Annotated in this window: 26 protein-coding genes, 1 tRNA gene and 1 rRNA gene; 24 read left to right on the top strand and 4 right to left on the bottom strand. The window is 31.4% G+C overall.

Annotated elements, in window-relative coordinates; all coding sequences use genetic code 11:
- Positions 1-136 precede the first annotated feature (136 nt).
- A 5S ribosomal RNA gene (rrf, locus tag C7N44_RS07890) occupies positions 137-253 on the top strand.
- A 54-nt stretch (positions 254-307) separates the two neighbouring features.
- Positions 308-380 (top strand) — tRNA-Thr (locus tag C7N44_RS07885).
- 43 nt (positions 381-423) lie between these two features.
- On the opposite strand, the gene helD is transcribed toward C7N44_RS07885, so the two are convergent.
- On the bottom strand, positions 424-2,727 hold the full coding sequence (gene helD / locus C7N44_RS07880; protein ID WP_105957370.1) for an RNA polymerase recycling motor HelD: 2,304 nt from the start codon (positions 2,725-2,727) through the stop codon (positions 424-426).
- A 310-nt stretch (positions 2,728-3,037) separates the two neighbouring features.
- Between helD and trpS the strand changes: the two genes are divergently transcribed.
- The 16 genes from trpS (at position 3,038) to C7N44_RS07800 (ending at position 18,488) form a co-directional block, all read left to right on the top strand.
- Positions 3,038-4,066 carry a tryptophan--tRNA ligase gene (gene trpS, locus C7N44_RS07875; protein ID WP_449657868.1) on the top strand — a complete coding sequence of 343 codons (1,029 nt, stop codon included), beginning with the start codon at positions 3,038-3,040 and terminating at the stop codon, positions 4,064-4,066.
- A 36-nt stretch (positions 4,067-4,102) separates the two neighbouring features.
- Complete coding sequence (locus tag C7N44_RS07870; RefSeq protein WP_105957368.1) at positions 4,103-5,035, top strand: Ppx/GppA family phosphatase; 933 nt, start codon at positions 4,103-4,105, stop codon at positions 5,033-5,035.
- 109 nt (positions 5,036-5,144) lie between these two features.
- Positions 5,145-6,392 (top strand): hydroxymethylglutaryl-CoA reductase, degradative, encoded by a 1,248-nt coding sequence (locus C7N44_RS07865; RefSeq protein ID WP_105957367.1) that lies wholly within the window; start codon positions 5,145-5,147, stop codon positions 6,390-6,392.
- 19 nt (positions 6,393-6,411) lie between these two features.
- A complete protein-coding gene (locus tag C7N44_RS07860) occupies positions 6,412-7,374 on the top strand; it encodes an IpaB/EvcA family protein (protein WP_105957366.1) in 963 nt (320 codons plus the stop codon).
- 16 nt (positions 7,375-7,390) lie between these two features.
- A complete protein-coding gene (locus tag C7N44_RS07855) occupies positions 7,391-8,101 on the top strand; it encodes an NAD-dependent protein deacylase (protein WP_105957365.1) in 711 nt (236 codons plus the stop codon).
- 15 nt (positions 8,102-8,116) lie between these two features.
- The gene (locus C7N44_RS07850; protein WP_105957364.1) at positions 8,117-8,968 is read left to right on the top strand and encodes a DUF72 domain-containing protein; all 852 of its coding nucleotides are present in this window, start codon (positions 8,117-8,119) and stop codon (positions 8,966-8,968) included.
- 79 nt (positions 8,969-9,047) lie between these two features.
- Positions 9,048-11,090: a methionine--tRNA ligase gene (gene metG / locus C7N44_RS07845; protein ID WP_105957363.1), complete on the top strand. Its 2,043-nt coding sequence runs from the start codon at positions 9,048-9,050 to the stop codon at positions 11,088-11,090.
- A gap of 90 nt (positions 11,091-11,180) precedes the next feature.
- A complete protein-coding gene (locus C7N44_RS07840) occupies positions 11,181-11,948 on the top strand; it encodes a TatD family hydrolase (RefSeq protein ID WP_105957362.1) in 768 nt (255 codons plus the stop codon).
- Positions 11,948-12,502, top strand: coding sequence for a ribonuclease M5 (gene rnmV, locus C7N44_RS07835; RefSeq protein WP_105957361.1), 555 nt, complete (start codon positions 11,948-11,950; stop codon positions 12,500-12,502). The genes C7N44_RS07840 and rnmV overlap by 1 nt, the downstream gene beginning before the upstream one ends.
- Positions 12,503-12,504: 2 nt before the next feature.
- The gene (rsmA, locus tag C7N44_RS07830) at positions 12,505-13,392 is read left to right on the top strand and encodes a 16S rRNA (adenine(1518)-N(6)/adenine(1519)-N(6))-dimethyltransferase RsmA (RefSeq protein ID WP_105957360.1); all 888 of its coding nucleotides are present in this window, start codon (positions 12,505-12,507) and stop codon (positions 13,390-13,392) included.
- A gap of 85 nt (positions 13,393-13,477) precedes the next feature.
- Entirely contained in the window at positions 13,478-13,732 is a 255-nt protein-coding gene (locus C7N44_RS07825) for a Veg family protein (protein ID WP_105957359.1), read from the top strand.
- A gap of 126 nt (positions 13,733-13,858) precedes the next feature.
- The gene (gene ispE / locus C7N44_RS07820) at positions 13,859-14,707 is read left to right on the top strand and encodes a 4-(cytidine 5'-diphospho)-2-C-methyl-D-erythritol kinase (RefSeq protein WP_105957358.1); all 849 of its coding nucleotides are present in this window, start codon (positions 13,859-13,861) and stop codon (positions 14,705-14,707) included.
- Positions 14,708-14,814: 107 nt separating this feature from the next.
- Positions 14,815-15,660 (top strand): pur operon repressor, encoded by an 846-nt coding sequence (purR, locus tag C7N44_RS07815; protein WP_105957357.1) that lies wholly within the window; start codon positions 14,815-14,817, stop codon positions 15,658-15,660.
- A gap of 1 nt (position 15,661) precedes the next feature.
- On the top strand, positions 15,662-17,035 hold the full coding sequence (gene glmU / locus C7N44_RS07810) for a bifunctional UDP-N-acetylglucosamine diphosphorylase/glucosamine-1-phosphate N-acetyltransferase GlmU (RefSeq protein WP_105957356.1): 1,374 nt from the start codon (positions 15,662-15,664) through the stop codon (positions 17,033-17,035).
- Between the two features lie 125 nt (positions 17,036-17,160).
- A complete protein-coding gene (locus tag C7N44_RS07805) occupies positions 17,161-18,141 on the top strand; it encodes a ribose-phosphate diphosphokinase (RefSeq protein WP_105957355.1) in 981 nt (326 codons plus the stop codon).
- Positions 18,141-18,488: a DUF3899 domain-containing protein gene (locus tag C7N44_RS07800; RefSeq protein WP_105957354.1), complete on the top strand. Its 348-nt coding sequence runs from the start codon at positions 18,141-18,143 to the stop codon at positions 18,486-18,488. The genes C7N44_RS07805 and C7N44_RS07800 overlap by 1 nt, the downstream gene beginning before the upstream one ends.
- A 53-nt stretch (positions 18,489-18,541) precedes the next feature.
- Here C7N44_RS07800 and yidA read toward each other — a convergent pair whose 3' ends face one another.
- Positions 18,542-19,360 carry a sugar-phosphatase gene (gene yidA / locus C7N44_RS07795; RefSeq protein WP_105957353.1) on the bottom strand — a complete coding sequence of 273 codons (819 nt, stop codon included), beginning with the start codon at positions 19,358-19,360 and terminating at the stop codon, positions 18,542-18,544.
- 18 nt (positions 19,361-19,378) lie between these two features.
- Positions 19,379-20,722 carry an HD domain-containing protein gene (locus C7N44_RS07790; protein WP_318530509.1) on the bottom strand — a complete coding sequence of 448 codons (1,344 nt, stop codon included), beginning with the start codon at positions 20,720-20,722 and terminating at the stop codon, positions 19,379-19,381.
- Positions 20,723-20,878: 156 nt separating this feature from the next.
- On the opposite strand from C7N44_RS07790, the gene C7N44_RS07785 reads away from it, so the two are divergent.
- The 5 genes from C7N44_RS07785 (at position 20,879) to C7N44_RS07765 (ending at position 25,526) form a co-directional block, all read left to right on the top strand.
- Entirely contained in the window at positions 20,879-21,313 is a 435-nt protein-coding gene (locus tag C7N44_RS07785; RefSeq protein WP_105957352.1) for a DUF1934 domain-containing protein, read from the top strand.
- A gap of 44 nt (positions 21,314-21,357) precedes the next feature.
- Positions 21,358-21,930 carry a DNA-directed RNA polymerase subunit delta gene (gene rpoE / locus C7N44_RS07780; RefSeq protein ID WP_105957351.1) on the top strand — a complete coding sequence of 191 codons (573 nt, stop codon included), beginning with the start codon at positions 21,358-21,360 and terminating at the stop codon, positions 21,928-21,930.
- A gap of 188 nt (positions 21,931-22,118) precedes the next feature.
- On the top strand, positions 22,119-23,735 hold the full coding sequence (locus C7N44_RS07775; RefSeq protein WP_105957350.1) for a CTP synthase: 1,617 nt from the start codon (positions 22,119-22,121) through the stop codon (positions 23,733-23,735).
- A gap of 165 nt (positions 23,736-23,900) precedes the next feature.
- Complete coding sequence (locus tag C7N44_RS07770) at positions 23,901-25,175, top strand: UDP-N-acetylglucosamine 1-carboxyvinyltransferase (protein ID WP_105957349.1); 1,275 nt, start codon at positions 23,901-23,903, stop codon at positions 25,173-25,175.
- 105 nt (positions 25,176-25,280) lie between these two features.
- Positions 25,281-25,526 carry a type B 50S ribosomal protein L31 gene (locus C7N44_RS07765; protein WP_105957348.1) on the top strand — a complete coding sequence of 82 codons (246 nt, stop codon included), beginning with the start codon at positions 25,281-25,283 and terminating at the stop codon, positions 25,524-25,526.
- A gap of 40 nt (positions 25,527-25,566) precedes the next feature.
- On the opposite strand, the gene C7N44_RS07760 is transcribed toward C7N44_RS07765, so the two are convergent.
- On the bottom strand, positions 25,567-26,028 hold the full coding sequence (locus C7N44_RS07760; protein ID WP_105957347.1) for a low molecular weight protein-tyrosine-phosphatase: 462 nt from the start codon (positions 26,026-26,028) through the stop codon (positions 25,567-25,569).
- Positions 26,029-26,158: 130 nt separating this feature from the next.
- On the opposite strand from C7N44_RS07760, the gene C7N44_RS07755 reads away from it, so the two are divergent.
- Entirely contained in the window at positions 26,159-26,947 is a 789-nt protein-coding gene (locus C7N44_RS07755) for a hypothetical protein (RefSeq protein ID WP_105957346.1), read from the top strand.
- Positions 26,948-26,950 lie beyond the last annotated feature (3 nt).

Genomic DNA, 26,950 nt, shown 5'->3' with positions numbered 1-26,950 from the left:
TAGGCTAGAAGTGGAAGTGCAGCAATGTATGGAGCAGACTAGTACTAATTGGTCGAGGACTTAACCAAGTAAGGTGGTTCTCTAAAGGAATAATAATATCTAGTTTTGAAAGAACGAAGTTCTTTTAAAAGAATAGTGTGGTGGCGATAGCTAGAAGGATACACCTGTTCCCATGCCGAACACAGCAGTTAAGCTTCTAAACGCCGAGAGTAGTTAGAGGATCGCCTCTTGCAAGGGTAGGAAGTTGCCGCGCTAATATTAAATAAAGAGTCCTCGGTTTAATTATCGAGGGCTTTTTATTATACATGCCGTTTTAGCTCAGAAGGTAGAGCGTTTCCATGGTAAGGAAGAGGTCCCGGGTTCAAATCCCGGAAACGGCTTAAAAATAAAGGTGTACTACTATAAAAAATAGTAGTACACCTTTTATATTTGATGATTAATATTTAATTCATTAACTGGTAGATTAGCATTTTTAATAATAGGAGATACACTTCCAATACTTATTAATGCTAAATGATGCATTGATCTTGTAGCAATTGTATATAATGTACCGATTAACTTATTAGAACTGTAGTTTTCAGCAGAAATATTCCAAGCAATTACTGAATCAAATTCTAACCCTTTAGCCAAATATATCGGCATTACTACAACACCATTAGGTAATGAACGATCAGTATCTGAAAGCAGGGTTGAATCTATTTTTGTAGTTATATGTTGATAAACTTCTTTTGCTTCAACTAAATTTTTAGTAATAACCGCAACGGTTCCCTCAGTTTTTAATTCTTCTTTTGCCTTCTTAATTAATGAATCTATACCATCTGTTGAACTATGTCTGATAATAATTTCTGGTGATGGTCCTTGACGATTAAAAGCTTCAATTTTATTACCATTAGGCAATAATGATTTAGCAAAATTAGTTATTTGATAGGTAGAACGATATGAGCGATTTAATGTTATTAATCTTGATCTTTTAGTTGCAAAAGCATCATTTAATTTATTTAGTAGTGTTTCTGGGGATTCAACTTCTTTGAATAGAGCTTGTTCACTATCGCCAATCAAATTAATTTTTGTTCTAGGAAAAGCATGTTTAATGTAAATTAATTGTGCAATTGAATAATCTTGCATCTCATCGACAAATAAATATTGCATTTTTTGGTTTTGTCCGCCACCCATTAATAGATCACGAAGATATAGAACTGGAGCTGCATTATCCAGATCAAGTCTGTGCAACTCTATTTGCTTATCATAATTATCAATATTATTTTTCCAATCATTTTTATTAATAGTTTTATCTAAATTGATTTGTTTCATAAAATTCATATATTGGGCATAAGGATCAAAGAAGTTTCCGTTATAGATAGCATCATACATTTTTCTAAAATGTTCAGTTACAATTTGCTTAGCAATGAAGTATCTTTCATCGTCTTCATCTTGGAAGCTTCCCAATTCATGACCATCAATAAAATCGTGGTATTGTTCTGAATTAAGTTGATCAATTTTCTCATCAACCCATGGTTTATATACTTCAAGTTCAATTCTTTTTTTCAAAAGTTTGATTAATCGATTCTTAGTATTCAAGAACTTATCAGCAGCTTTCATTAGTTTAGGTTGTTCATCATAAATATTTTCAATCACTTCATTATCGAAAATAACCTGTCCATCTAGCATTAAATCATTGAAAAACATATTTTTAGCATTGATGTTTTCAGAATAATTATAAATTTGCTTCATATATTTATGACTTTCTTTGAAATTCCTGATTGCTGCTGACTTATCATCTAAATTAACTTCATTTTCATATCTGTCAAATAAACCTTGAACTTTTAGTCCTTCAAATCGATTATCAATAAATTCTTTAAGGGTTACTTGGCGCATATTACGTTCACCCAAACTAGGTAAAACATCAGAAATATAGTGTGAAAATAATCGATTAGGGGAAAACAAAATAATTTGATCAGCTTCTAGTGAACTTCTACTATGATATAGTAAAAAAGCAATTCTTTGTAAAATTGCAGAAGTTTTACCAGAACCAGCAACACCTTGTACCACTAATAAGTCACTATTAGTATCTCTAATAATGTCATTTTGTTCACTTTGAATAGTTGCAACAATATTTTGCATAGTCTCATCATTTTGGCCACCTAATGCACTTTGTAGCATTTCATCGCCAACAGTCTCATTAGTATCAAACATATTATCTATATGGCCATTTTTAATTTGAAATTGACGCTTTTTTACTAAATCAGTACTTTGTTTACCGGCAGGCGTTGAATAATTAACTTTACCTAAAGTTCCATTATAATAAATACTAGAAATAGGAGCACGCCAATCATAAACTAAGAAATTATCATTATCATCAACAAAAGATGCAGTTCCAATATATAATTTTTCATTTTCTTTTTCACCATCATCTAAGATATCGATTCGACCAAAGTAAGGTGAATTTGATAGTCTTTTATAAGTTTGTAATTGGTTTTTGATAATTGCTTCATTTTGAATAACATTATTAACTAAGCCTCTTTGCTGTTGTAAATCAGCGGATGTTTCGATACGATCATCTACTTCAAAATAGTTAACAGAAGTATTGTTACCATAGTTTTGTTGAACTCTTTTAGTTTCACTATGTGCTTGATCATATTCCATTTGTGTTTGTTCTAAACGATGACCTAATTTTTCTACTACATAGTTAACACGTTTTTGTTCATCTTTTAAATCTTGAGCGTCCATTATAGTCCCCCTCAATTTTATAATGCAATTCGTTCAAATATGCTAGACAATTTTAATGAGATTTAGCTAAAATGTCAATGGATAGCAACTTTGACAGATACTATTAAATCCAGTAAAATATAAATGATTATAAGAGATATTAGCTAACCAACTACAGAGAGGTCATCATTTTGCTGAGATTGATCGGGAAAGCGAATTGGATTGAAAATGGGTATGCACCCTTATCGCAGAGAGGCATTTTGCAAATTAGGTGGTACCGCGTGAAGGCGTCCTATTGTTTATTTAACAATGGGATGCCTTTTTTGAAAGGATGATAAATTTGACAAAGAAAAAAGTAATTTTAACTGGTGACCGTCCAACTGGTAAATTGCATATTGGACACTATGTAGGTTCATTAAAGAATCGTGTGGAATTACAGAATTCTGGTAAATATGACACAAACATTATGATTGCTGATATGCAGGCATTAACTGATAATGCTCGTGATCCAGAAAAAATCAGACATTCATTATTACAAGTAGCATTAGATTACTTGGCAGTTGGAATTGATCCTAAGAAATCGACTATCTTAGTTCAATCACAAATACCAGCTTTGAATGAATTAACAATGCATTACTTAAATTTGGTATCTGTAAATAGATTAAAACGCAACCCAACTGTTAAGAATGAAATTCAACAAAAGAAGTTTGGTGAAAGTGTACCTGCTGGATTCTTTATTTACCCAGTTAGTCAAGCTGCCGATATCACTGCATTTAAAGCTGATACAATTCCAGTTGGTGAAGATCAAGAACCAATGTTGGAACAAACGAGAGAAATCGTTAGAAGTGTTAATAATATTTATGGTAAAGATATTTTAGTAGAGCCTGAAGGATATTTTCCACCTAAGGGAATGGGACGTATTCCTGGCTTGGATGGTAACGCTAAGATGAGTAAATCATTAAATAACTGCATTTATCTATCAGATGATGCTAATACTATTAAAAAGAAAGTTATGTCTATGTACACTGATCCAAATCATATTCATGTTGAAGATCCTGGCAAAGTTGAAGGAAATACGGTGTTTACTTATCTAGACATTTTTGCCGATGATAAACAAAAGGTGCAAGATTTAAAAGATCAATATTCTCATGGTGGTTTAGGCGATGTCAAAATTAAACGTTATTTGAATGAAGTATTACAAGCTGAATTGCAACCAATTAGAGAACGTCGAGAAATGTATGCTAAAGATCCTCAAGCAGTTTATGACATCTTAAAAGCAGGTAGTGAGAAAGCTAATAAAGTTGCTAGTAAGACCTTGGATGAAGTAAGAGATGCTATTGGTATCAATTATTTTAAATAATCAGTTTTTAGATACTTTTGATTAAGGTGGATTGGAATGAAAAATTTAGTAATTGTAGATATTGGTTCTAATTCATCAAGAATGGCCATCTATAAAATTGATTTAGATGGTTTTTGCACAGAAGTAAGACGTTGCAAAAGTAGTAGCCGTTTATCAGAAGGAATGGGACCTGAAAAGTATTTAACTCCTACAGCAATTAATCGGACAATAGATTCTCTTAAATCTTTTAAACAAATTTATAGTAGTGTTCCTAATCCAACGGTTATTACGATTGCAACGGCAGCTGTTCGCCAAGCTAAAAATCAGAAGTCATTTTTAAAAAAAGTACGTAAAAAAGTTGGCTTAAATGTTCGTGTACTATCAGGACGCGAAGAAGCATACTATGATTATCTAGGTGTTATTAATCGAGTTAAAATGAATGATTATGTGATTATGGATATTGGTGGGGCTAGTATTGAATTAGTTAGAGTTCGTGGTCGAAAGAGACGTGATTTAATCAGTATTCCAGTTGGCTCTGTTAATATTTCCGAGCGCTTTAACTTAAAAAATTATGTTAATGGTGCTGATTTATTCAATGCGCAACGTTTTTTAAAAAATGTTTTCCATCGAGTTCCATGGTTGAATAAAGCCGACCATTATCAAATTGTTTTACTTGGTGGTGCTGCTAGAACTTTGGCTCGTATTAATCGTAATCACCAGCATTTTCATAATATTGATTATTTAAATGGCTATCATTTGAATCAACATCGTATTTTAGGAACTTATGAGATGCTATTACGTAAAAACTTATCTGATCGAAAAAATGTGAATGGTTTAGAAAAAGATCGTGCAGATATAATTCTAGGTGGATTATTACCATTAATAACCCTTTTAGATGAACTAGATTCTAGAAGAGTTGTGTTTTCAGATGGTGGTGTCAGAGAAGGGATTATTAACGAATACATTAATAAACACTATAGAAAGTATTAATTTTGGTTTTTAATCTTAAATTAAAGGTTAAAAACCTTTTTAATTATTAATCTTTTAATAAATGTTATCATTGTATAATATAGAATTAAAAATATGAGAGGTGTTTGTTTTGGGCACTTTTAAGCATTTTTATCATAAAGACTATGATGAAAGATTAAATATCATTTCTGATTTTTCTGGTTTAAATAATCAAGAAGTTAATGAATTTTCAGCTAGTAAAAATCAAAAAAATAACAATTTAATTGAAAATTATATTACAGACTATTCTTTACCAGAAGGAATTGCAGTTAATTTTATAATTGATGGGATGTCTAAAGTTGTCCCTATGGTAACTGAAGAGCCTTCAGTCATTGCTGCTGCTAGTAATGGTGCACGAATGTTTAGTAAAAGTAACGGCTTGCATACAAAGGTGATAAGCCATAATTTAACAGGCCAAATTATTATTAAAACAGACAGTGTTAATTTACTTTATGGATATGTAAATACTCATTATGATGAGCTTTTAAAAGTGGCTAATAATGCTCATAGTTCAATCATTGAACATGGTGGTGGCGCTAAAAAAATTAAAGTTCGAAAATTAGATAATAACTACTGCTCGTTAGATTTATTCGTTGACGTTGCAGAAGCTATGGGTGCTAACATTATGAATTCGATGTTAGAAGCTTTAGCAAGTTTTATTAGGACTAGTCATAATGAAAATGTTTTAATGAGCATTTTATCTAATTACTCAATTGATAGTTTGGTAAAAGTGACTGGAAGTGTTTCATTTGCTCAGTTAGGTAAAAATGACATTTCTGGTGAAAGAGTTGCTAAAAAAATTGTTGAAGCATCATATATTGCACAGATTGATCCTTATCGAGCAGCTACTCATAATAAAGGAATTATGAATGGAATTGATGCTTTTGTTATGGCGCTTGGCAATGATTGGCGTGCTGTTGAAAGTGGTGTGCATGCCTATGCTAGTCGTAATGGACATTATCAAGGATTAAGTAATTTTAAAATCGAAGATAATGCTCTATTTGGTGAAATGACGATTCCATTGTCGCTGGGCTTTGTTGGTGGAGCCACTAAAGTTTTACCAAAAGTCAAAATCAACCAAAAAATTGCAAAAGTTAATTCTAAAAAAGACTTAATGCAAATGGCTGCAGCTGTTGGATTATCTCAAAATTTAGCTGCTTTAAAAGCTCTAGTTACTGAAGGTATTCAAAAAGGCCATATGAATTTACAACTAAAATCTTTAGCAATGAGTGCAGGAGCTGACGATGCAGATATATCTTATGTTGTAGAAAATCTGCGTCAGATGGTCAATCCTAATCTTAAAGATGCCCAATCAATCATTAAAAACTTAAGAAAATAATAACGAAGGTGAAAATAAAATGGATATTCAATTAAATAAAGAAACACAAGGACTAATTAATGTAGTAAATAAATATTTCCCAGGTAAAATTGAAGTGCAGTTTATCGGCCAATTACAGTCGGGATATGTTCGTCATGATCAAGCACAAGTAGTACAAGATGGTAAAAATCTTTTTGTACAAATCTCTGACTTATCTGCTCCTGATTACACTGCTTCACATGAATTAATTCATTTATTAATGACTTTACGTGGTTTTCCACAACTATTTTTCTCATTATCAACAGGTAATGAAAAAATTGATGAACAATTACAAGTAATGGGGACCGAACTTTTTGATATTGTTTCACATTTCGTAGTAGTTTCAGAACAACGTAAACATCATTTAATTAATGATGATATTGAATCAATGTACTTAAAGGGAATTCAAAATACAATTGAACCTGAATCAGATGAACTAGATAATTCAATGGAATTACGTTTATTAACACTTATTGACGCACACGTATTTTATGGTGATTCTTTTGATAAGAAAGTTCGTGCTACTTTAGAAAAAGATTATCCGGTGGCTTTAAAAGCAGCTGACAAAATTTATGAAATCATTACTGAAAAACCTACTGATTCACCATTTGGTTTACGTCGTAATGTTGTGAAATTATTTAAATCATTTGATAAACAATTAATAGAGTGGGGATTGCCTGCATTGCATAATACTGAATATGCTACGATTTCCAGTGTAGTTTCAGAACGTCAATTAAACTTGAATGTTCAACAAATGTTTGAAATCTTTCATTCAGAAATGCATGAAAGTAATACTAATCGTCGTGCATATGTTGGTTTTAACAAGAGTGATGATCAAAACTCATTTGTTGTACCAGCACCAACAGGAATGGATGACAGTCCTGCATATTTCAAAAAGTTATATTCACTAAAAGTTAAAGATTTATTTAAAGAATTAAAGATGCCATACATCATTAGAAAATAATTTTGGGAGGCTTTTTATAATGGATGAAGAAATTCAATCATTATTTGATAATGCAAAACATATTGTATTCTTAACAGGAGCTGGAGTTTCAACAGCATCAGGAATACCTGACTATCGTTCTAAAAATGGTTTATACACAACTGATACAACTGGCAAACCAGCTGAATACTATTTAAGCCATGCTTGTTTAAATAATGAACCAGATACCTTTTATACTTTTGTAAAAGAAAATATGTATTATCCGGATGCCAAACCTAATGCAATCCATGAAAAACAAGCAGAACTAACTCGTCAAAATCGTGCATCAATTGTCACACAAAATGTCGATGATTTGTATCAAAAAGCAGATGCTAAAAACCTAATTGAATTTCACGGTAATCTGTACAATGTTTATTGTCAAAAGTGTCATCAATCAGTTGATTGGCATGAATATATGCAAAGTCCAATTCATAAAAATTGTGGTGGAATTTTAAGACCAGGAATTGTTTTATATGATGAAGGTTTAAATCAAGAAAACATTATGAATAGTGTGAACCTAATGGAAAAAGCTGATTTAGTTGTAATTGTCGGGACTTCAATGCGTGTCTATCCGTTTGCTGGATTATTGGATTATCGTAATCCAAAAGCACAAGTTTTGGCAATTAATCAAGAAGAACTTAATTTTAGTTTTCCATTTAAGATGATCAAAGCAGATGCTACTAAGTTCTTTAGTGAATTAAATGTTTAAGAGTGGGATGATTTTATGATAACGATTGGTTTAACAACTTGGTCTGATCATCCGGTTTTAATTGATGATGAACAACGTAAAGTTAAATTAAATGAGTATACAGGATATTTTCCTACGGTTGAAGTTGATAATCCATTTTATGGAATTCCACGTTTAACAACAGTGAAGCAATGGCAGCATCAAGTTCCTAAAGATTTTCAATTTGTAATCAAAGCGAATAAGTTAATGACAAAACATGATTTAAAATCATTAATGCCGGCAAATGATGAACAAAGATTACAAGCATTTGCTAACTTTAAGACAGCCATTCAACCATTATTAGAGGCTGGTCAATTAAAGACAATACTATTTCAATTTCCACCTTATTTTCAGAGAAACAATGACAATATTAGGTATTTAATTAAAATTCGACAATTGTTAGGCAAAGAAATGCCACTTACAGTAGAATTCAGAAATCCTGGTTGGACTGAAGATGGGATTTATGAATCAGTAGTTCAATATTTGAAGCGATTTAATATGACTTTAGCAATTGTAGATGAACCACATAACTTAAATAATGGAATTGAATTTAAACCTGTTATTACTAATAAGAAATTAGCCTTTTTAAGGTTACATGGACGCAATGAAGATGGTTGGTTTCATCAAGGAAAAGATTGGCGCATTCAAAGGACACTTTATCGTTATAATGATTCTGAACTTAAATCTTTTGCTGACAGTATTAAAGGTCTTGAACAAAAAGTTGATGAGGTATGTATTATTTTTAATAATAATTCAGGTAAAGATGCTGCTCCCAATGCTTTAAAATTAAAAAAACTATTGCATTTACATTTTAAAAATTTAGCACCTAAACAGTTAGATTTATTCTAATGAGGAATATTTTTGCATAATTAAATATGATATACTTATTAATAATATTATATAAATACAGGTTGAAAGGATGATTTGAATGGCTGATAACAATACATTTTATGTTACAACTCCAATTTATTATCCATCTGGACGTCTACACATTGGTAATTCATATACAACTATTGCATGTGATGCATTAGCACGTTATAAACGTTCTGAAGGATACGATGTCTTTTTCTTAACAGGGACTGATGAGCATGGTTTGAAAATTGAAGAAAAAGCTGAAGAATTAGACATGAGTCCACAAGCTTACGTGGATAAAATGGCTAAACAAATTAAACAACTTTGGAAGACTTTAGATATCACAAATGATAAATTTATTCGTACGACTGACGAAGATCATGAAAAAGCTGTACAAAAAATTTTTCAAAGATTGTTAGACCAAGGTGACATTTATCTTGGTGAATATAAAGGTTGGTATTCAGTATCAGATGAAGAATTCTTTACTGAATCTCAATTAGCAGAAGTCTATAAAGATGACCAGGGTAATGTAACTGGTGGAAAAGCTCCTTCAGGACATGAAGTTCAAATGGTCCATGAACAATCATATTTCTTTAAGATGAGTAAATATGCTGATTGGTTAGTTCAATACTATAAAGATCATCCAGATTTTATTCAACCTGAATCGCGAATGAATGAAATGATTAATAATTTTATTAAACCTGGTTTGGAAGATTTAGCGGTTTCTAGAACTTCTTTTAAATGGGGAGTACCTGTTAAATCAGATCCTAAGCATGTTATTTATGTATGGATTGATGCGTTAAGTAATTACATTACTGCTTTAGGATATGGTAGTGATGATGAATCATTATTTAATAAATTCTGGCCTGCAGATATTCAAATGGTAGGTAAGGAAATTGTTCGTTTCCATACAATTTATTGGCCAATTATTTTACATGCACTTGGCTTACCACTACCAAAACATATTATTGGTCATGGTTGGCTAACTATGAAAGATGGTAAAATGTCTAAATCAAAGGGTAATGTTATTTATCCAGAAACATTATGTGAAAAATATGGTCTAGATGCAGTTCGATATTACTTATTAAAGGCAGTTCCATTTGGTAATGATGGTATCTTTACTCCAGAAGACTTTATTGATCGTATTAATTATGATTTAGCTAACGATTTAGGCAATTTATTAAATCGTACTGTTTCAATGATTAATAAATATGAAGATGGTGTAATTCCAGAATATCAATCAGAAGTGACACCTGCTGATAAAGAATTAGAATCTATTGCAACTAGTGTAATTGCTGAATACAAAGAAAAAATGAACAGTGCTCATTTTTCTGATGCATTATCAGCTATTTGGAAGTTGGTTTCGCAAACTAATAAATATATCGATCAAACAACACCTTGGATTTTAGCTAAGAATCAAAACGAAAGTGATGCTGAACAATTATCAGCTGTTATGGCACATTTGGCTGCTAGTTTACGTTTGATTGCATTATTAATTAGTCCAATTATGACTAATGCACCAAAACAAATTTTTGCTCAGTTAGGATTGGATGATCAAAACTTAGATTTAAAGGATTCTAAACTTTCAGATTTAGGGACTGGACACAAAGTTGTTGCTAAAGGAACTCCAATTTTTCCACGTTTAGATAAGGAAGAAGAAGTTGCATTTATTAAAGGTCAAATGACTAAGTCTGATAAGAAAAAGGGACGTGCTGTAAAAGAAGAAGCTAAGCAAAAAGCACAAGCTAATTTTGATACAGATAAACCGCTAGAAGCTAATGATAAAAAAGAAATTCGTTTTGATGCCTTTGAAAAAGTTGAATTAAAAGTAGCTCAAGTTAAATCGGTAGTTAAAGTTAAAGGTGCAGACAAGTTGCTTAAGTTTACTTTGGATGCTGGTAAGGAAGAAGCTACCCAAATTCTTTCAGGTATTGCCAAATGGTATCCTGAATTTGATAAATTAGTTGGTAAAAAAGTAATCATTGTTTCAAACTTGAAGCCTAGAAAAATGCGTGGCGAATTAAGTCAAGGAATGTTGCTATCAGTTGAACATAAAGATGGTAATGTTGAATTGGTAACCGTTGGAAATCAATTTGAAAATGGTTCAACCTTAGAATAATGGTTATTTAATAACTATATAATTGAATAATAGCCATTAATTCTGAATTGAATTAATGGCTATTTTAGTGAAATGGAGTGTAATTAATATATGAAGATTTTTGATTCGCATACACATTTAAATGATGATGCATTTCGTGATAATGTGGATGCTTATATTGAACATGCTCATCGATTAGGCGTTGATAAAATGGCAATTGTTGGTTCAAACGCTAAAATGAACAAAGAGGCAATTGAATTAGCCCATAAATACGATAATTTATATGCAATTGTTGGTTGGCATCCAGAAGATTCATTAAATTATGACGATGAACAAGAAGCGATTTTAAAAGAACAATTAAAAGATGACAAGGTTGTTGCGCTAGGTGAGATTGGTTTGGATTATTTTCAATCAGTAGCACCTAAAAAATGTCAATTTCATGTTTTTAGACGGCAAATTAGACTAGCTAAAGCTATGAAGATGCCTATTTCTGTTCATAATCGTGAAGCTTTTGAAGATACTTATAAAATTTTAAGTGAAGAAAATGCTCATAACGGAATTATTCATAGCTTTAATGGTGATCCGGAATGGTTGAAGAAATTTATTGATCTAGGAATGTACGTTTCATATTCTGGAGTTGCAAGTTTTAAAAAGACACATGAGGTACATGATGCGGTTAGACAAACTCCAATCGATAGAATGCTAGTGGAAACTGATGCTCCTTATTTAGCACCAGAACCATTGCGTGGTCATCAAAATGAACCAGCATATACATTATATACAGTAGAGGCAGTGGCTCGTTTTAGAGACACTACGCCTGATAAAATAGCAGATGTTACTTATAATAACACTATGAGAATTTTTGGATTGGATAACTAATGGAAAAAATTAAAGAAGTAATTGTGGTTGAAGGTAAAGATGATACCAAGAGAATTAAGCGAGCAGTGAATGCTGATACGATTGAAACCAGAGGTTCTGCAATTGATGATGCTACTTTAGCGTTGATTAAAAAAGTAGCTCAAAAAAGAGGGATTATCATTTTTACTGATCCTGACTTTTCTGGTGAGCGCATTCGTCGAATCGTTTCAAAAGCCGTTCCTAATGCTAAGCATGCTTTTGTAGACCGTAAAAAATCTGTACCAACTAAAAGTGATGGTTCATTAGGTGTTGAGCATGCTAGTGTTATTACAATTAAAGAAGCACTAAAAAATGTTTATACCTCTGATGTAGAAAATCATATTGATGCTATTAGTCATGATGATTTAGAAGGAGCTCGTTTGATTAATGATGATCAAGCTAAAATTAGAAGAACTAAATTCTGCAATATTTTACAAATTGGATATGTAAATGGAAAACAATTACCCAAACGTTTAGCAATGTTTTCTATTTCTAAAGAACAATTTTTAAATGCAGTTAAGAAATTAAAGGAGTAACTATGACAAATAATCCAGATATTGCTAGTCCAGCAAGAACCCAAGCTATTTTAAATCGTTATCATTTATCAGCTAAGAAAAGTTTAGGACAAAATTTTTTAACTGATTTAAATGTTTTAAGTAATATCGTGAAGGCCGCTAATTTAAGTGATGAAGATAATGTCATTGAAATTGGTCCCGGAATTGGTGGCTTAACTGAATACTTAGCAAGAAATTCAAAAAGAGTTTTAGCCTTTGAAATTGACCAAAATTTATTACCAGTTTTAGATGATACACTATCACCTTATGATAATGTAAAAATTATTAATGAAGATATCTTGCAGGCTAATTTACCTAAAATTATTAAAGACTATTTTAATAATGAACGTCCGATTAAAGTTGTTGCTAATTTACCTTATTATATTACTACCCCCATTATATTAGACTTATTAAAGGGAAATGCTGAATTCGATAACATTACAGTAATGATGCAAAAAGAAGTAGCTCAAAGGTTGGTTGCTAATCCTGGTAGCCGTGATTATGGTTCCTTATCAGTAATTATTCAGTATATGAACGATGTTAAAATTGCATTTGAGGTTCCACGCAAATCGTTCATTCCAGCACCAAATGTTGATTCTGCAATCGTTACTTTAACTAAAAAAGAATCAATTGAAAATGAAGTTTTTGATGTTAAAGCATTTTCTAGTTTTGTAAGGGGATGCTTTGCTCATCGTCGCAAAACATTTTGGAATAATATGCAAGGACTATTTGGAAAGAAACCAGTTGTTAAAGAGCAAGTTCAATTAGTCTTAGATAAATTAAATATTAATTCTGGGATTCGTCCTGAAAAAATTTCGGTAAATCAATATGTTGAAATGGCTAATGAATTTCATGATAGAAAAATGATATAAAACAATTGCCATTTTCTAACGATTGTGATATAATTTGAAATTATTTATTTTGTGTGGTATAATCATTAAAGTGAGGTGAATGATTATGCCAACAAATTTGAACACAATCAAAAGTGAGTTGGAAGATCGTCTTGGCCAAAAGGTTATGGTGACCGTTCAAGTAGGAAGAAATAAAACACTAAAACGTCACGGAAAATTATCAGAAATTTTCCCAGCAGTTTTTATTGTTGATTTAGAAAAAGATGAGAATTTAAAACGAGTATCTTATAGTTATACTGATATTTTAACTAAAAATATTGAAGTGGACTTTGAAGATGACAATAAAACAGAAGAAGTATAAAAAAAGCTAATATTTGATATTAGCTTTTTTATTTACATAATTGCTTACAAAAAAGTTTCACTGACTTTTATATTTTATTTTAGTATAATGTTAAATAAATAAATGATGTGAAACGAGGTGTAATGCTTGAAAATTGTAGAAAAAGCAAAAGCCAAGCTTAATTTAGGCTTAGATACTTTATATCGACATAAAGATGGTAGTCCTGAATGGAATATGATAATGACCTCAATTGATTTATCTGACTATGTAGAAATCATCACTACTCAGGGTGACAGTATTCATGTTAATTCAAGTCAGGCTTTTCTCCCTCATGATCAAAGAAATTTAGCATATCAAGCAGCTTTGTTAATGAAAAATAAATTTGGTATTAAAGAAAATATTACAATTAATATTAAGAAAAATATTCCAGTTGCTGCCGGATTAGGTGGTGGGTCTTCTGACGCTGCAGCCGTTATTCGAGGATTGAATAGAATTTGGCATTTAAATTTATCATTTAAAGAAATGGCAATTATTGGATTAAATTTAGATTCTGATGTTCCATATTGTATTTATAGTAAAACTGCGCAAGTAACTGGGAAGGGTGAAGTTATCAGATTAATGCCCAAATTACCAAATATGTATTTTGTATTAGTAAAGCCTAGAATTAGTGTTTCTACTCCTGAGATTTTAAATAATATTAATTATGATAATTTACAACATGTTAATATTGATGATTTAATTAGGGCAATGCAATCTCAAAAATATGAACAGATTGTACAGAATATGGGAAATGTTTTAGAGCCAATCTCTTCTAAAAAATATCAAGATATTTTTAAAATAAAGTCAAAATTAATTAAGTATGGTGCTGATAATGCCCAGATGAGTGGCACTGGTCCTAGTGTTTTTGGATTATGTAAAAATGAAAGACACGCTAAACATATTTTCAATAGTATTCGTGGTTTTTGTTCAGAAGTATATATTGTAAAGTCTATGTAAAAAAATTATTTTTCAGTGATTTATAATTAAAAATAACAAAGTTGTGTCTTAAATCCGAACATTATGATAAAATTTACTTGTAGTTTTTACTTTTACGAGGTGAAAAAATGAAAGCCAAACGTAGTACTAGACTAGTTGATATGACTAGATTTTTAATGGAAAACCCTAACACAGTGGTTCCTTTAACATTTTTTGCACATAGATATGAATCTGCAAAATCATCAATTAGTGAAGATTTAACAATATTAAGAAAAACCTTCCAAGAAAGCGGAACTGGACTTTTGGAAACAATTCCAGGAGCCGCGGGTGGAAGTAAATATATCCCAAGTATTGAAAAAGATGAAGCTGTTCGTTTTATTGAAGAACTCCAATCATTTTTAGATGATAATACAAGAATGTTACCGGGTGGATATGTTTATATGAATGATCTATTAAACCGTCCATCAATCTTAAGACAAATTGGTAGATTGATTGCTACAATGTATAAGAATAAAAAAATCGATGCAGTATTAACAGTTGCTACTAAAGGAATTCCAATTGCACAAAGTGTGGCAACTTTATTGAATGTGCCATTTATTATTGCTAGACATGATTCTAGGATTACTGATGGATCTACCATCAGTGTTAATTATGTATCTGGTTCGCAACGTCGGATTGAAAAAATGGTACTTTCTAAAAGAAGTTTACCTGCTAATTCCAATGTTTTAATTGTGGATGATTTTCTACGTGGTGGAGGATCTGCAGCTGGTCTTTGCAGTTTAATCAATGAGTTTGATAGCAAAGTTGCTGGAATTTCTTTCGTTGCTGAAAGAGATTATGATGGTGAACGTAAAATTAGTAACGATCAATATACTTCTTTATTCAAAATTGATACAAATAGCGATAATATAAAGGTTTCACAAGGTAATTTTAATTGGGAACCATTTGATAATTTTAGTAAGAAGGGAAATTAGCATGAACACTAGAAATACAATCATTTTAGCTGCGGGTAAGGGTACCCGTATGAAATCTGAGTTGTACAAAGTTTTACATAAAGTTTGTGGTAGAACAATGGTGGACTGTGTATTAACTCAAGTTGAACAAATTAATATGGATAATGTTGTAACTGTAGTTGGCTATGGGGCTGAATCAGTTGAAGAACAACTAGGAAAAAGAAGTCAATATGTTCTACAAGAAAAACAATTAGGGACTGGTGATGCTGTTAAAAAGACTGCACCAATCTTAGGCAACTTAGAAGGGTCCACTATGGTAGTTAGTGGTGATACACCCTTATTTAAGGCTGATACTTTTAAAAAGTTATTTGATTATCATGAAGAAAGCAATGCTGTTGCTACAGTTTTAACTTCTAAAGCGCCTAATCCTTTTGGCTATGGCAGAGTTATTCGTGATTCAGAAGGTAATGTTAATAAAATCGTTGAGCAAAAAGATGCTAGTGAAGCTGAAAAGAAAATTGACGAAATTAATACTGGTGTCTATGTTTTTGATAATAAGGAATTATTTAATGCTTTAAGTCAAGTGAATAATAACAATGCTCAAGGTGAATATTATTTACCAGATGTCATTGGTATTTTTCAAGAACAAGATAAAAAAATTGGTGCATATCAAATGGATGATTTTAATGAATCTATGGGGGTAAACGATCGCATTGCTTTGTCTAATGCCAATCAAGTTATGCAAAAACGTATAAATGAAGCACACATGGCTAATGGTGTATCAATGATTAATCCTGATAATACTTATATCGATTTTGACGTTAAAATTGGTCAAGATACAATTATTGAACCGGGTGTAAAAATTCATGGGAACACTAAAATCGGTCAAAATTGTAAAATTGGTGCTAATTCAGAAATCCATGATTGTGTGATTCACGATGGTGTTACAATAACTTCATCTTACCTTCAAGAATCTGAAATGATGGAAGGATCTGATATTGGTCCTTACAGTCATTTAAGACCACATGCAATTATTGGTAAAAATGTTCATCTTGGCAACTTTGTTGAAGTTAAAAAAGCTCAAATTGATGAAGGGACTAAGGTTGGACACTTAACTTATGTTGGGAATGCACATCTAGGTAAGAATATTAATGTTGGTTGTGGTGTTATTTTTGCTAATTATGATGGTAAAAATAAGCATGAAACTAATGTTGGAGATGCATCGTTTATTGGTAGTAACGCTAATTTGATTGCTCCTGTAAACATTGATGATCATTCATTTATTGCGGCAGGTTCTACAATTACTGATGATGTTAAACAATATGATATGGCCATTGCTAGACAACGTCAGACTAACAAGCCAGGTTATTATAAAAAATTACCATATAACGGATAATTAAAACGTTTGTTTATAATTCCTATAACTTTTAAGTGAAAAAAGTATGGTTTTAGTGTAAAATAATGTTGAATGATTTATATTGAATTGACGAATAATATTTTATTGTTAGGTGGAGGAACTTTATGGCTGAAAAATATTCTGATCCTAAATTAAAGATTTTTGCATTAAATTCAAACATCCCATTGGCTGAAAAAATTGCTGATCGTGTTGGAGTAGATTTGGGTAAAACATCTGTGGATAGATTTAGTGATGGAGAAATCAAAATTAACATTGAAGAAAGTATCCGTGGAGATAACTGTTACATCATTCAATCTACATCTGCTCCAGTAAATGATAATTTAATGGAATTGATGATTATGATTGATGCATTAAGACGTGCTAGTGCAAAAACTATCAATGTTGTAATTCCTTACTATGGTTATGCAAGACAAGATCGTAAGGCTCGTTCAAGAGAACCAATTACTGCTAAATTAGTCGCTAACATGTTAGAAACTGCTGGAATTAATCGAGTAGTAGCGTTGGACTTGCATGCTGCTCAAATTCAAGGTTTCTTTGATGTCCCAGTCGATCATTTAATGGGTGCACCACTATTGGCTGACCATTTTATGAATCATGGATGGAATTCTGATGCAGTTGTAGTTTCTCCTGATCATGGTGGAGTAGTTCGTGCTCGTGCATTGGCAGAATTCTTGAAGTCACCAATTTCTATTATTGATAAGCGCCGTCCACAAGCAAATGTTGCTGAGATTATGAATATTATTGGTGATGTCAAAGGTAAATCATGTCTAATGGTTGATGATATGATTGATACTGCTGGTACAATCACTTTAGGAGCTCAAGCTTTAATGGAAGCTGGCGCTAAAGAAGTTTATGCTTGTTGTACTCATCCAGTATTATCTGGTCCAGCAATTGATCGCATTGAAAAGTCACCAATTAAAAAATTAGTAGTTACTGACACAATTCGTTTACCAAAAGAAAAACAAATTGATAAAATTGAACAAATTTCAGTTGCACCATTAATTGGAGATGCAATTAAACGTATTAATGAAGATCGTGCCGTTAGTCCATTATTTAGTAATCGTTTTAGAACTGATGACAAATAATGAATAAAAAAGATCTTGGTTTAATTGTTTCTGTTGTGAGTATAATTTTCGGCTTGATAATTTATATGTTTAATATACAAGTTATTGTAATTAGTAATATCTTTTTTCTCTTAGGATTATTACTAATTGTAGTTGGAGCGATTATGATACTTGCTAAGGGGCATCTATTTACTGGTTGGCGTATTTTTCATCGTAAGGATGATAATGAACGTTTTGAAAATGAAAAAATTCCAGCTAAAGAAATTGGCCGTAAAAAGAATGAATCCATAGTAATTAATGATTTTTCTAAATTATTTTTAATAATCGGTATTATATGGATTTTAATCGCAATTACAATTACTTTATAATAAAAAATGTCCACCAACACTTATAAGCGTTGGTGGACATTTTTATTTAATTATTATTTGTTCTTTAAAGCAAAATTACGAATGGCATATGCAACGCCATTTTCTTTGTTAGTTTTAGTAACCTTATTAGCAATTTTTTTTAATTCATCTACAGCATTACCCATGGCAACACCAGTTCCAGCATATTTTATCATAGTCATATCGTTGTTTTGATCACCAATAGCCATTACATTGTCAGCTGTTAGGTTTAGGTCTTTAGCTAAGCTATCAAGAGCGTTTCCTTTTGATGATTTTTTATTCATAAATTCAATAAAAACAGGGGTACTCTTAACAACAGAAAAACGATTAAACAAATCCTTTGGTAGTTCTGTAAAAGCTTTATCTATTACATCAGGATTAGCAATTAACATTGCTTTAACTATTTCAATATTTTTATCGATTTCTTTTGGCTCACGAACTTTAATTGGCATTTTAACTAAATAGCTTTCTGCAATTGAAAAAGGACTTAAATCTCGATTAGTAGCATAAATATAATCGGCAGTTTCAACTTGAAAATTAGTATTCAATTTATTACTTAATTTTTCTATTTCTAGAAATTCTTCATGAGTAATGTTTTCTTTTTCAATAATATTGCCATCAGCATCTTGAACTTGTGAACCATTAAAAGTAATAGCATATTCATCGTGACCTGAAATATTTAATGCTTTTAGATATGTTTTGACGCCAGTCAATGGGCGACCAGTACATAAAACGACTTTAATACCTTGTTTTCTAGCTTCTGTAATAGCATCAATAGTTTCTTGTGCTAAGTTATTTTCTTCGTTTAATAACGTTCCATCAATATCGATAGCGATTAATTGAATATCTTGCATAATATTACCTCCAAATAATTAGACTAATTGATTATTTTTGATGTGCTTTTGAAATTTTTCGTATATTGGTTGAAAGATTTCAATATTGTTTTCAGAATTAAGCATCTCTTTAGGGAAAAAGAATCGTTCATCACCGAGTTGTTTACCGGTTACTGCACTTACTAATCTTGATACTTTCGATAATTCAACCATTGTTCCGTCGGGACGACGAAGTTCAATTTGGGTGGCATGATGTTTCTTTTTGGGATCATAAGCATCATATGGTAAATCAAAACTATTGTTAGTATCTGTATAGTATTCAGGAGCAAAACCAACTTGTTTAATTAACTCTTGTAATTTAGGAATTAATTTTTTAGTTTCATCGTTAAATTCTGCAGATTTAAGAGGGCGACGATTAATAAAACGATCAGCCAAATCTGAAAGAATACTGTCTTTTGAATCCACCCAATGAATAAAATATGTGTTTAATACGCCATCGTCTAGTTTTAAGTAATCATCAATATCAAAATTATTTTGAAAAAATGGCATTAATAAATATGGAGTCGAACTATCATTAGTAGGCATTTTATCAGCTAATTCTTTTGCCCGCTTCAATAAATGACTTAAAATAACTTCCATTGAACGAGACACCGGATGAAAATAAACTTGCATGTACATTTGAAGACGACTGATAATATAGTCTTCAACGGCATGCATTCCAGAGATATCAAAGCAAATACCACCACGATATGGACGCATTACTCGTAAGATTCTAGTTAAATCAAAATTACCATAACTTGCCCCTGTATTATATGCATCCCTTAATAAATAGTCCATACGATCAGCATCACATTGACTAGAAATCATTTGAACAACTTGAGAATTTTTGTAAGTATGATTAATTACAGCAGCTACTTGTTTTGGGAAGTCTGGATCTACCTTGCGTAATACTGCATTTACTTCCGTTTTAGGCGAAGTGATAATTTCTTGTGTGATCATTTCATGATTAGTATGGAAAATATGTTCAAAAGTATGTGAATATGCACCATGTCCAATATCATGTAATAAGGCTGCACATAAAGCTACTAATCTTTCGGAATCATCCCAAAGTCCATCTCCGGGCTCTTTAGTAGGATAGTTTCTTAAAAATAAATCACAAATTCTACGAGTGATTTCATAAACGCCTAGACTATGAGTAAATCTAGAGTGCTCAGCACCGTGAAATGTGAATGATGAAGCACCTAATTGCTTAACTCTTCTTAGCCTTTGCATTTCCTTAGTGTTGATTAAATCTAGGATTACTTGATGTTGTACATAAATGTAATCATGAACAGGGTCACGAAAAACTTTTTCTCGTGGTAACATTTTATCTGTAAACTTCAATGATTGTCCCCCCTTATAAAAATATATCGTTAATAACCATTATAACAAATAATATTAATGGACAATTAAAAATATCCTTATTAAATTAATGCATTTAACGTACACACCATATATAATTAATGTAAGAATTTATAATGCAAGGGAGTGAAAATATATATGACCGATAATAGTGAAAGTGTAGTTGTAGATTTAACTACCTATATTAAACAAGATGATGAAAGTGAAAAATTTACTTTTCGTGAGTTAGGTACTTTGGTGAATGTTAATGATAAAACATATTTACGTTTTAAAGAAACCCAAAAGGAAGAAAAGGTGGCTTCAGTAACTATTAAGATTAGTGATGACCATGTTCAATTGACTAGACAGGATAATATGGGGCACCATTCAAGACTGATTTTCGCTGAAAATGAAAAGCATGATACCATCTACCAAACTCCATATGGACCGATTAAACTTTCAGTTAACACTAAGGATTTATTATATAATTACCAAGAGGCTCCACAAGCTGGTGATTTAGATATTGAATATGAACTAATGTCTGGAAATATGATGATTGGTGAGTACAAAATGGAATTGCATTTTTCCGCTTAAACGAGTATTATATTATTTAGTATTTTGAAAGGACGTGCACCGATTTGAAACTAGAAGCCTTAGAAGGTAAAGACAAGAAAGAATTATCAATGGTAGAAGTCGCTCATGCTATTTTAGCTGAACATGGTGATGTTATGGCCTTTGCTGATATCGCAAACGAAATCCAAAAATATTTGGGTGATTCTGATGAAGAAATTCGTAAACGATTAGTTCAATTCTATACAGATATGAACGTTGATGGTAGTTTTATTTCTTTAGGTGATAATCTTTGGGGATTAAGAACATGGTATCCATATGAATCAATCGATGAAGCTACTGTTCATCCAGAAGATGAAGATATTGATCGTCCTAGAAATAAAAAACGTCGTAAAGTTAATGCTTTCCTTGCTGATGCTTCTGATGATGATGACGTTATTGATTATGATGACGATGATCCAGAAGATCAAGACGACGAATTTGAAGATGCCGATGAAGGCACTGACGAAACCGATAAATATCATAAAGACTTAGATGACATTGATGAAGAAAATGATACCAAGGACGACGATATTCCAGATGGTATCGAAGGCGAATTGTCAGAGTTACATGATGACGACGATGATGATTCTAAAGATTAATTAAAATAATTTTATTTATATATTATCTTGACTAAAGATATATAACCATGTATTATTATTTTTGGGCTCCTTACAAAGGTGTTTGTAAGGACAATTGATCGATTAAAGTAATCAATAACTCCCTATTCTCGTGAATAGGGAGTTTTTACGTTTTTACCCTAATAGATTTTATGAGGAGTTATATACACATGACTAAATATGTTTTTGTTACTGGTGGAGTTGTTTCTTCACTAGGAAAAGGAATTGTTTCTGCATCACTAGGCCGTTTATTAAAAAACCGTGGATTAAATGTCACAATTCAAAAATTTGATCCATACATTAATGTCGACCCAGGTACTATGAGTCCTTACCAACATGGTGAAGTTTTTGTTACTAATGATGGTACAGAAACTGACCTTGACCTTGGACATTATGAACGATTTATTGATAATGATTTGAACAAGTACTCAAACGTAACTACTGGTAAAATTTATTCAGAAGTTTTACGTAAAGAACGTCGTGGAGATTACTTAGGGGCTACTGTTCAAGTTATTCCTCATATTACTGGAATGATTAAAGAAAAAATTATGCGTGCTGCTAAAGTTTCTGATGCTGATATTGTTATCACTGAAATTGGTGGTACTGTTGGGGATATTGAATCATTACCATTCTTGGAAGCAATTCGTCAAATGAAGGCTGAAGTAGGCGATGATAATGTATTTTACATTCATACTACTTTGATTCCTTACTTGCGTGCTGCAGGTGAAATGAAAACTAAGCCAACCCAACATAGTGTTAAAGAATTACGTGGCTTAGGTATTCAACCTAATTTATTAGTTGTCAGAACTGAACAAGATGTTACTGATGAAATGAAGAGAAAAATTGCTTTATTCTGTGACGTTAAGCCAGAAGCAGTTGTTGAATCAAAGGATGCACCAACTCTATACACTATTCCATTAATGTTACAAGCTCAAAATATGGATCAACAAGTGTTAGATCATTTTGGCGTAAAAGCACCAGCTGCTGATATGACTGCATGGAAACAACTTGAAAATAAAGTACAAAACTTAAGTAAAGAAATTAACATCACTTTAGTTGGTAAATATGTTAAGTTAAAGGATGCTTATATTTCAATTACTGAGTCATTAAAGCATGCTGGTTACCCATTAGATGCTAAAATTAATCTAAAAATGTTAAATTCAGAAAAAGTTAACGAAGATAACGTAAAAGATTTATTAAGCGATGCTGATGGTATTTTAGTTCCTGGTGGATTTGGTGATCGTGGGATTGAAGGAATGATTACTGCTGTTAAATACGCTAGAGAAAATGATGTTCCTTACTTTGGTATTTGTTTAGGTATGCAAATTGCAAGTATTGAGTTTGCTCGCGATGTTTTAGGATATAAAGATGCTAATACCACTGAAATTGATCAAGATACACCACATAAGATTATTGACTTGATGGCCGATCAAAGTGATATTGATGGTATGGGGGGGACTCAACGTTTAGGTGCTTATCCATGTAAGTTAGTTCCTGGTACTAAAACAGCTGCGGCTTATGATAATAAAAAAGAAATTTCAGAACGTCACCGTCATCGATATGAATATAACAATGCATATAGAAAAGAAATGGAAGATAATGGATTAGTTATTTCTGGTACTTCACCTGATAATCATTTAGTTGAAGTTATTGAAATTCCAGAAAATAAATTCTTTGTTGCTGCGCAATATCATCCAGAATTCTTGTCTAGACCAACTAAGCCAGAAGGTTTATTTAAATCATTTGTTAAAGCTGCCGGTGAAGAACACGACATAAAAAACAAATAGCTTATTGAAAAAAGGACTAAATTATTATTTAGTTCTTTTTTATTAACTTTTAATTAAATATACGCATAATTTGCCATAAAGTATTGTTTTTTTTTATGTTATTATTTATGATTGTTAATGTACTGTTCACTAAATTAAGTGAAACGTAAGTGAGGAATTTAAATAATGAATAAAATGATAATAAGAGGTGGACATCGATTATCTGGTGATGTAACTATTGGTGGTGCTAAAAATAGTACAGTAGCTTTAATTCCTGCTGCTATTTTAGCTGATACACCAGTACAATTTGATATGGTTCCCAATATATTGGATGTGCATAATCTAATGGTTATTTTGGAATCTATGAATGTTAAATCAGATTTTGCCGATGGCATTTTAAATGTTGATCCAACTAATATAATAGAGAATGCTTTACCTAGTAAAGCAATTAAAAGTCTAAGAGCTTCATATTACTTCATGGGTGCACTATTAGGTCGTTTTGGAAGGGCTAAAGTGACTTTCCCAGGTGGAGATAATATTGGCCCCAGACCGATTGATCAACATATTAAAGCTTTCAAAGCAATGGGAGCTAAAGTGGTTAATGATAAAGATAAAGTCATTATCACAACTGGTGAAAAAGGTTTACATGGGGCATCAATCTTTTTGGATGTTGTATCCGTTGGAGCTACTATTAACGCAATCTTAGCAGCTGTCAAAGCAAATGGACACACTGTTATTAGAAATGCAGCTAAAGAACCAGAAATTATTGATATTGTGACTTTTTTGAATAATATGGGAGCTAAAATTAGAGGCGCTGGTACTGATGTAATCAGAATTGAGGGTGTTTCAAAACTGTTTGCTAAAAATACCCATATTATTATTCCTGATCGTATTGAAGCAGGCACTTACCTAGCGATGGCTTCAGCTTATGGTGATGGCATTAATATTCACAATGTAATTCCAGAACATTTGGAATCATTTATTGCTAAATTATTGGAAATGGGAATTGACTTAAAAATTAATGAAGATAGTATTTATGTCCCTAAAAGCCATAAACTTAATAGTATTGAAATTAAAACGATGCCTTATCCAGGATTTGCTACTGATTTACAGCAACCAATCACACCGCTTTTATTGAAAGCTAATGGTGATAGTACCATTATTGATACTATTTACCCCAAGCGAACTAAACATATTAGCGAATTAAGCAAAATGGGAGCTAAGATTCGTTACAATGATGGTAATGGAAGTATTATTGTTAGTCATACTGATGATTTAAATGGCGCCACGATTTCTGCTGGGGAAATTAGAGCAGGTGCTTCAGAAATGATTGCTGGATTAATGGCTAATGGCACTACAATTATAAATAATGCTGATAATATTTTACGTGGTTATGATAATATTGTTGATAAGTTAACCCAACTAAAAGCTGAAGTTGAAATTATAAATGATGAAAAATAATTTTTTGGCTATTGCTGAAATTATTTTTTAATGTTAATATAATTAAGTCGACTAATCGATAATCTCTGAATCAACATATGATACAGGGCAAAGGAGCGATATATAATGAAACAAGGAATCCATCCAGAATACCACGAAGTAGTATTCCAAGATACTAGTACTGGTGCTAAATTCGTTGCTGGTTCAACTATGAACTCAAGCGAAACTATCAAGATGGACGATGGTAATGAATATCCATTAGTACGTCTTGAAATTTCTTCAGATTCTCATCCATTCTACACTGGCCGTGAAAAATTCACTCAAGCCGATGGTGCTGTGGATCGTTTCAACAAGAAATACGGTTTCAAGTAAATATAAAAAGCAAGTCTGTTTGGACTTGCTTTTTTTTTACCTAATTTTTTAAAATATAATTAATCCATTTAGACATTACCTTATCGATAATTTCAAATGTTTGTTCAAATTTTCCAGTGAACCATGGATCAGGAATTTCACGGTTACTTTTTTGATTATCAACATTTAAATATAAATGAATTTTTTGTAAATCATCTTTTGGGGACCAATGAAGTAAGTTGCTCATGTTTTCTTTATCCATACCAATTATGTAATCATATTTATCAAAATCTTTTGCTTCAATCTGAGAGGCATACATATTAGAGTAATCTAAATGATGTTCATCTAAAATTGTTCTAACTTTAGGATGAGGAGGATTTCCTAATTCTTCAGAACTAGTTGCTGCAGAACTAACTTTAATTTGATTTGATAAATTATCTCGCTTAATTAAATTTTTTGAAATAGCTTCATCCATCGCAGAACGACATACATTTCCATGACATACGAATAAGACTTTTTTCAAACTGATGACCTCCAATTGTTTATTTATATAAATTTTAACAGGATTTTATGTAATATTAAATTATATAGTTATTCAATATCAATAAATAGTTGTACAATGAAAAATAGGATAATTGAAAGAGTGATTAAAAATGCGTGATAATTTTATTTATATTAATGCTAATTTGTTACGTAATATGGTTAATACTCATGGTATTAGTTCAGATGACTTTGTTAACGGATTAGATAAATTGCCTCAAAACATCATTTTGCTTAATGATGATCGCATTAATGCTAATAATGTTAATGCACACACTAAATTTAGTGTAATTAATGGAAAAGATTCTATTCAAAAATTCTTATTGAATAAACAAATTGTTAATAAAAAGTTTATGGACTTTGAACGCAATTACGATTTGAATTTATTATTGAATACAGAAATAGCAAGTTTATTATATTTTGGACATATGGGATCACCAATGAATGAACCATTTTCTTCTAAATTACAAAATAAGTATGTTTACCTTGCTTATAAAAATAACTTGTTAACAACTTATTATCGTAATTTTTCTGATTTTAATCATATTCTTGAAATAAGTATTAAGCGTCATTTAAGAAATTTACATAGTAGCAGAAGAATGTTTAAGCGACCTTTATCGTTAAAATCAATACCTATAGATGTATTAAAATTATTAATTAAGTTAAGTAGTGAGGGATTAGTTATTAATCTTGATGCAGCTATTGAAAAACATCGATTATATCAAATTCCATTATTGTTGGAAAATAAACCGCAGAATCATTATGTTTGGCATACACAAAATGATATATATAATAATACAATTAATATTGGTTATTTAAAATATAATCTTGTTAACTCAAAATGGAATATTGATGTTGATAACAAGTCATTACCTAAGGAAATGGATGAATTATTGAATTAAAAT

The sequence above is a fragment of the Apilactobacillus quenuiae genome, assembly GCF_002994005.1.
GTDB lineage: Bacteria > Bacillota > Bacilli > Lactobacillales > Lactobacillaceae > Apilactobacillus > Apilactobacillus quenuiae.
Note: the sequence above shows the minus strand (reverse complement) of the source record. Positions and strands in the feature narration are given on the sequence as shown.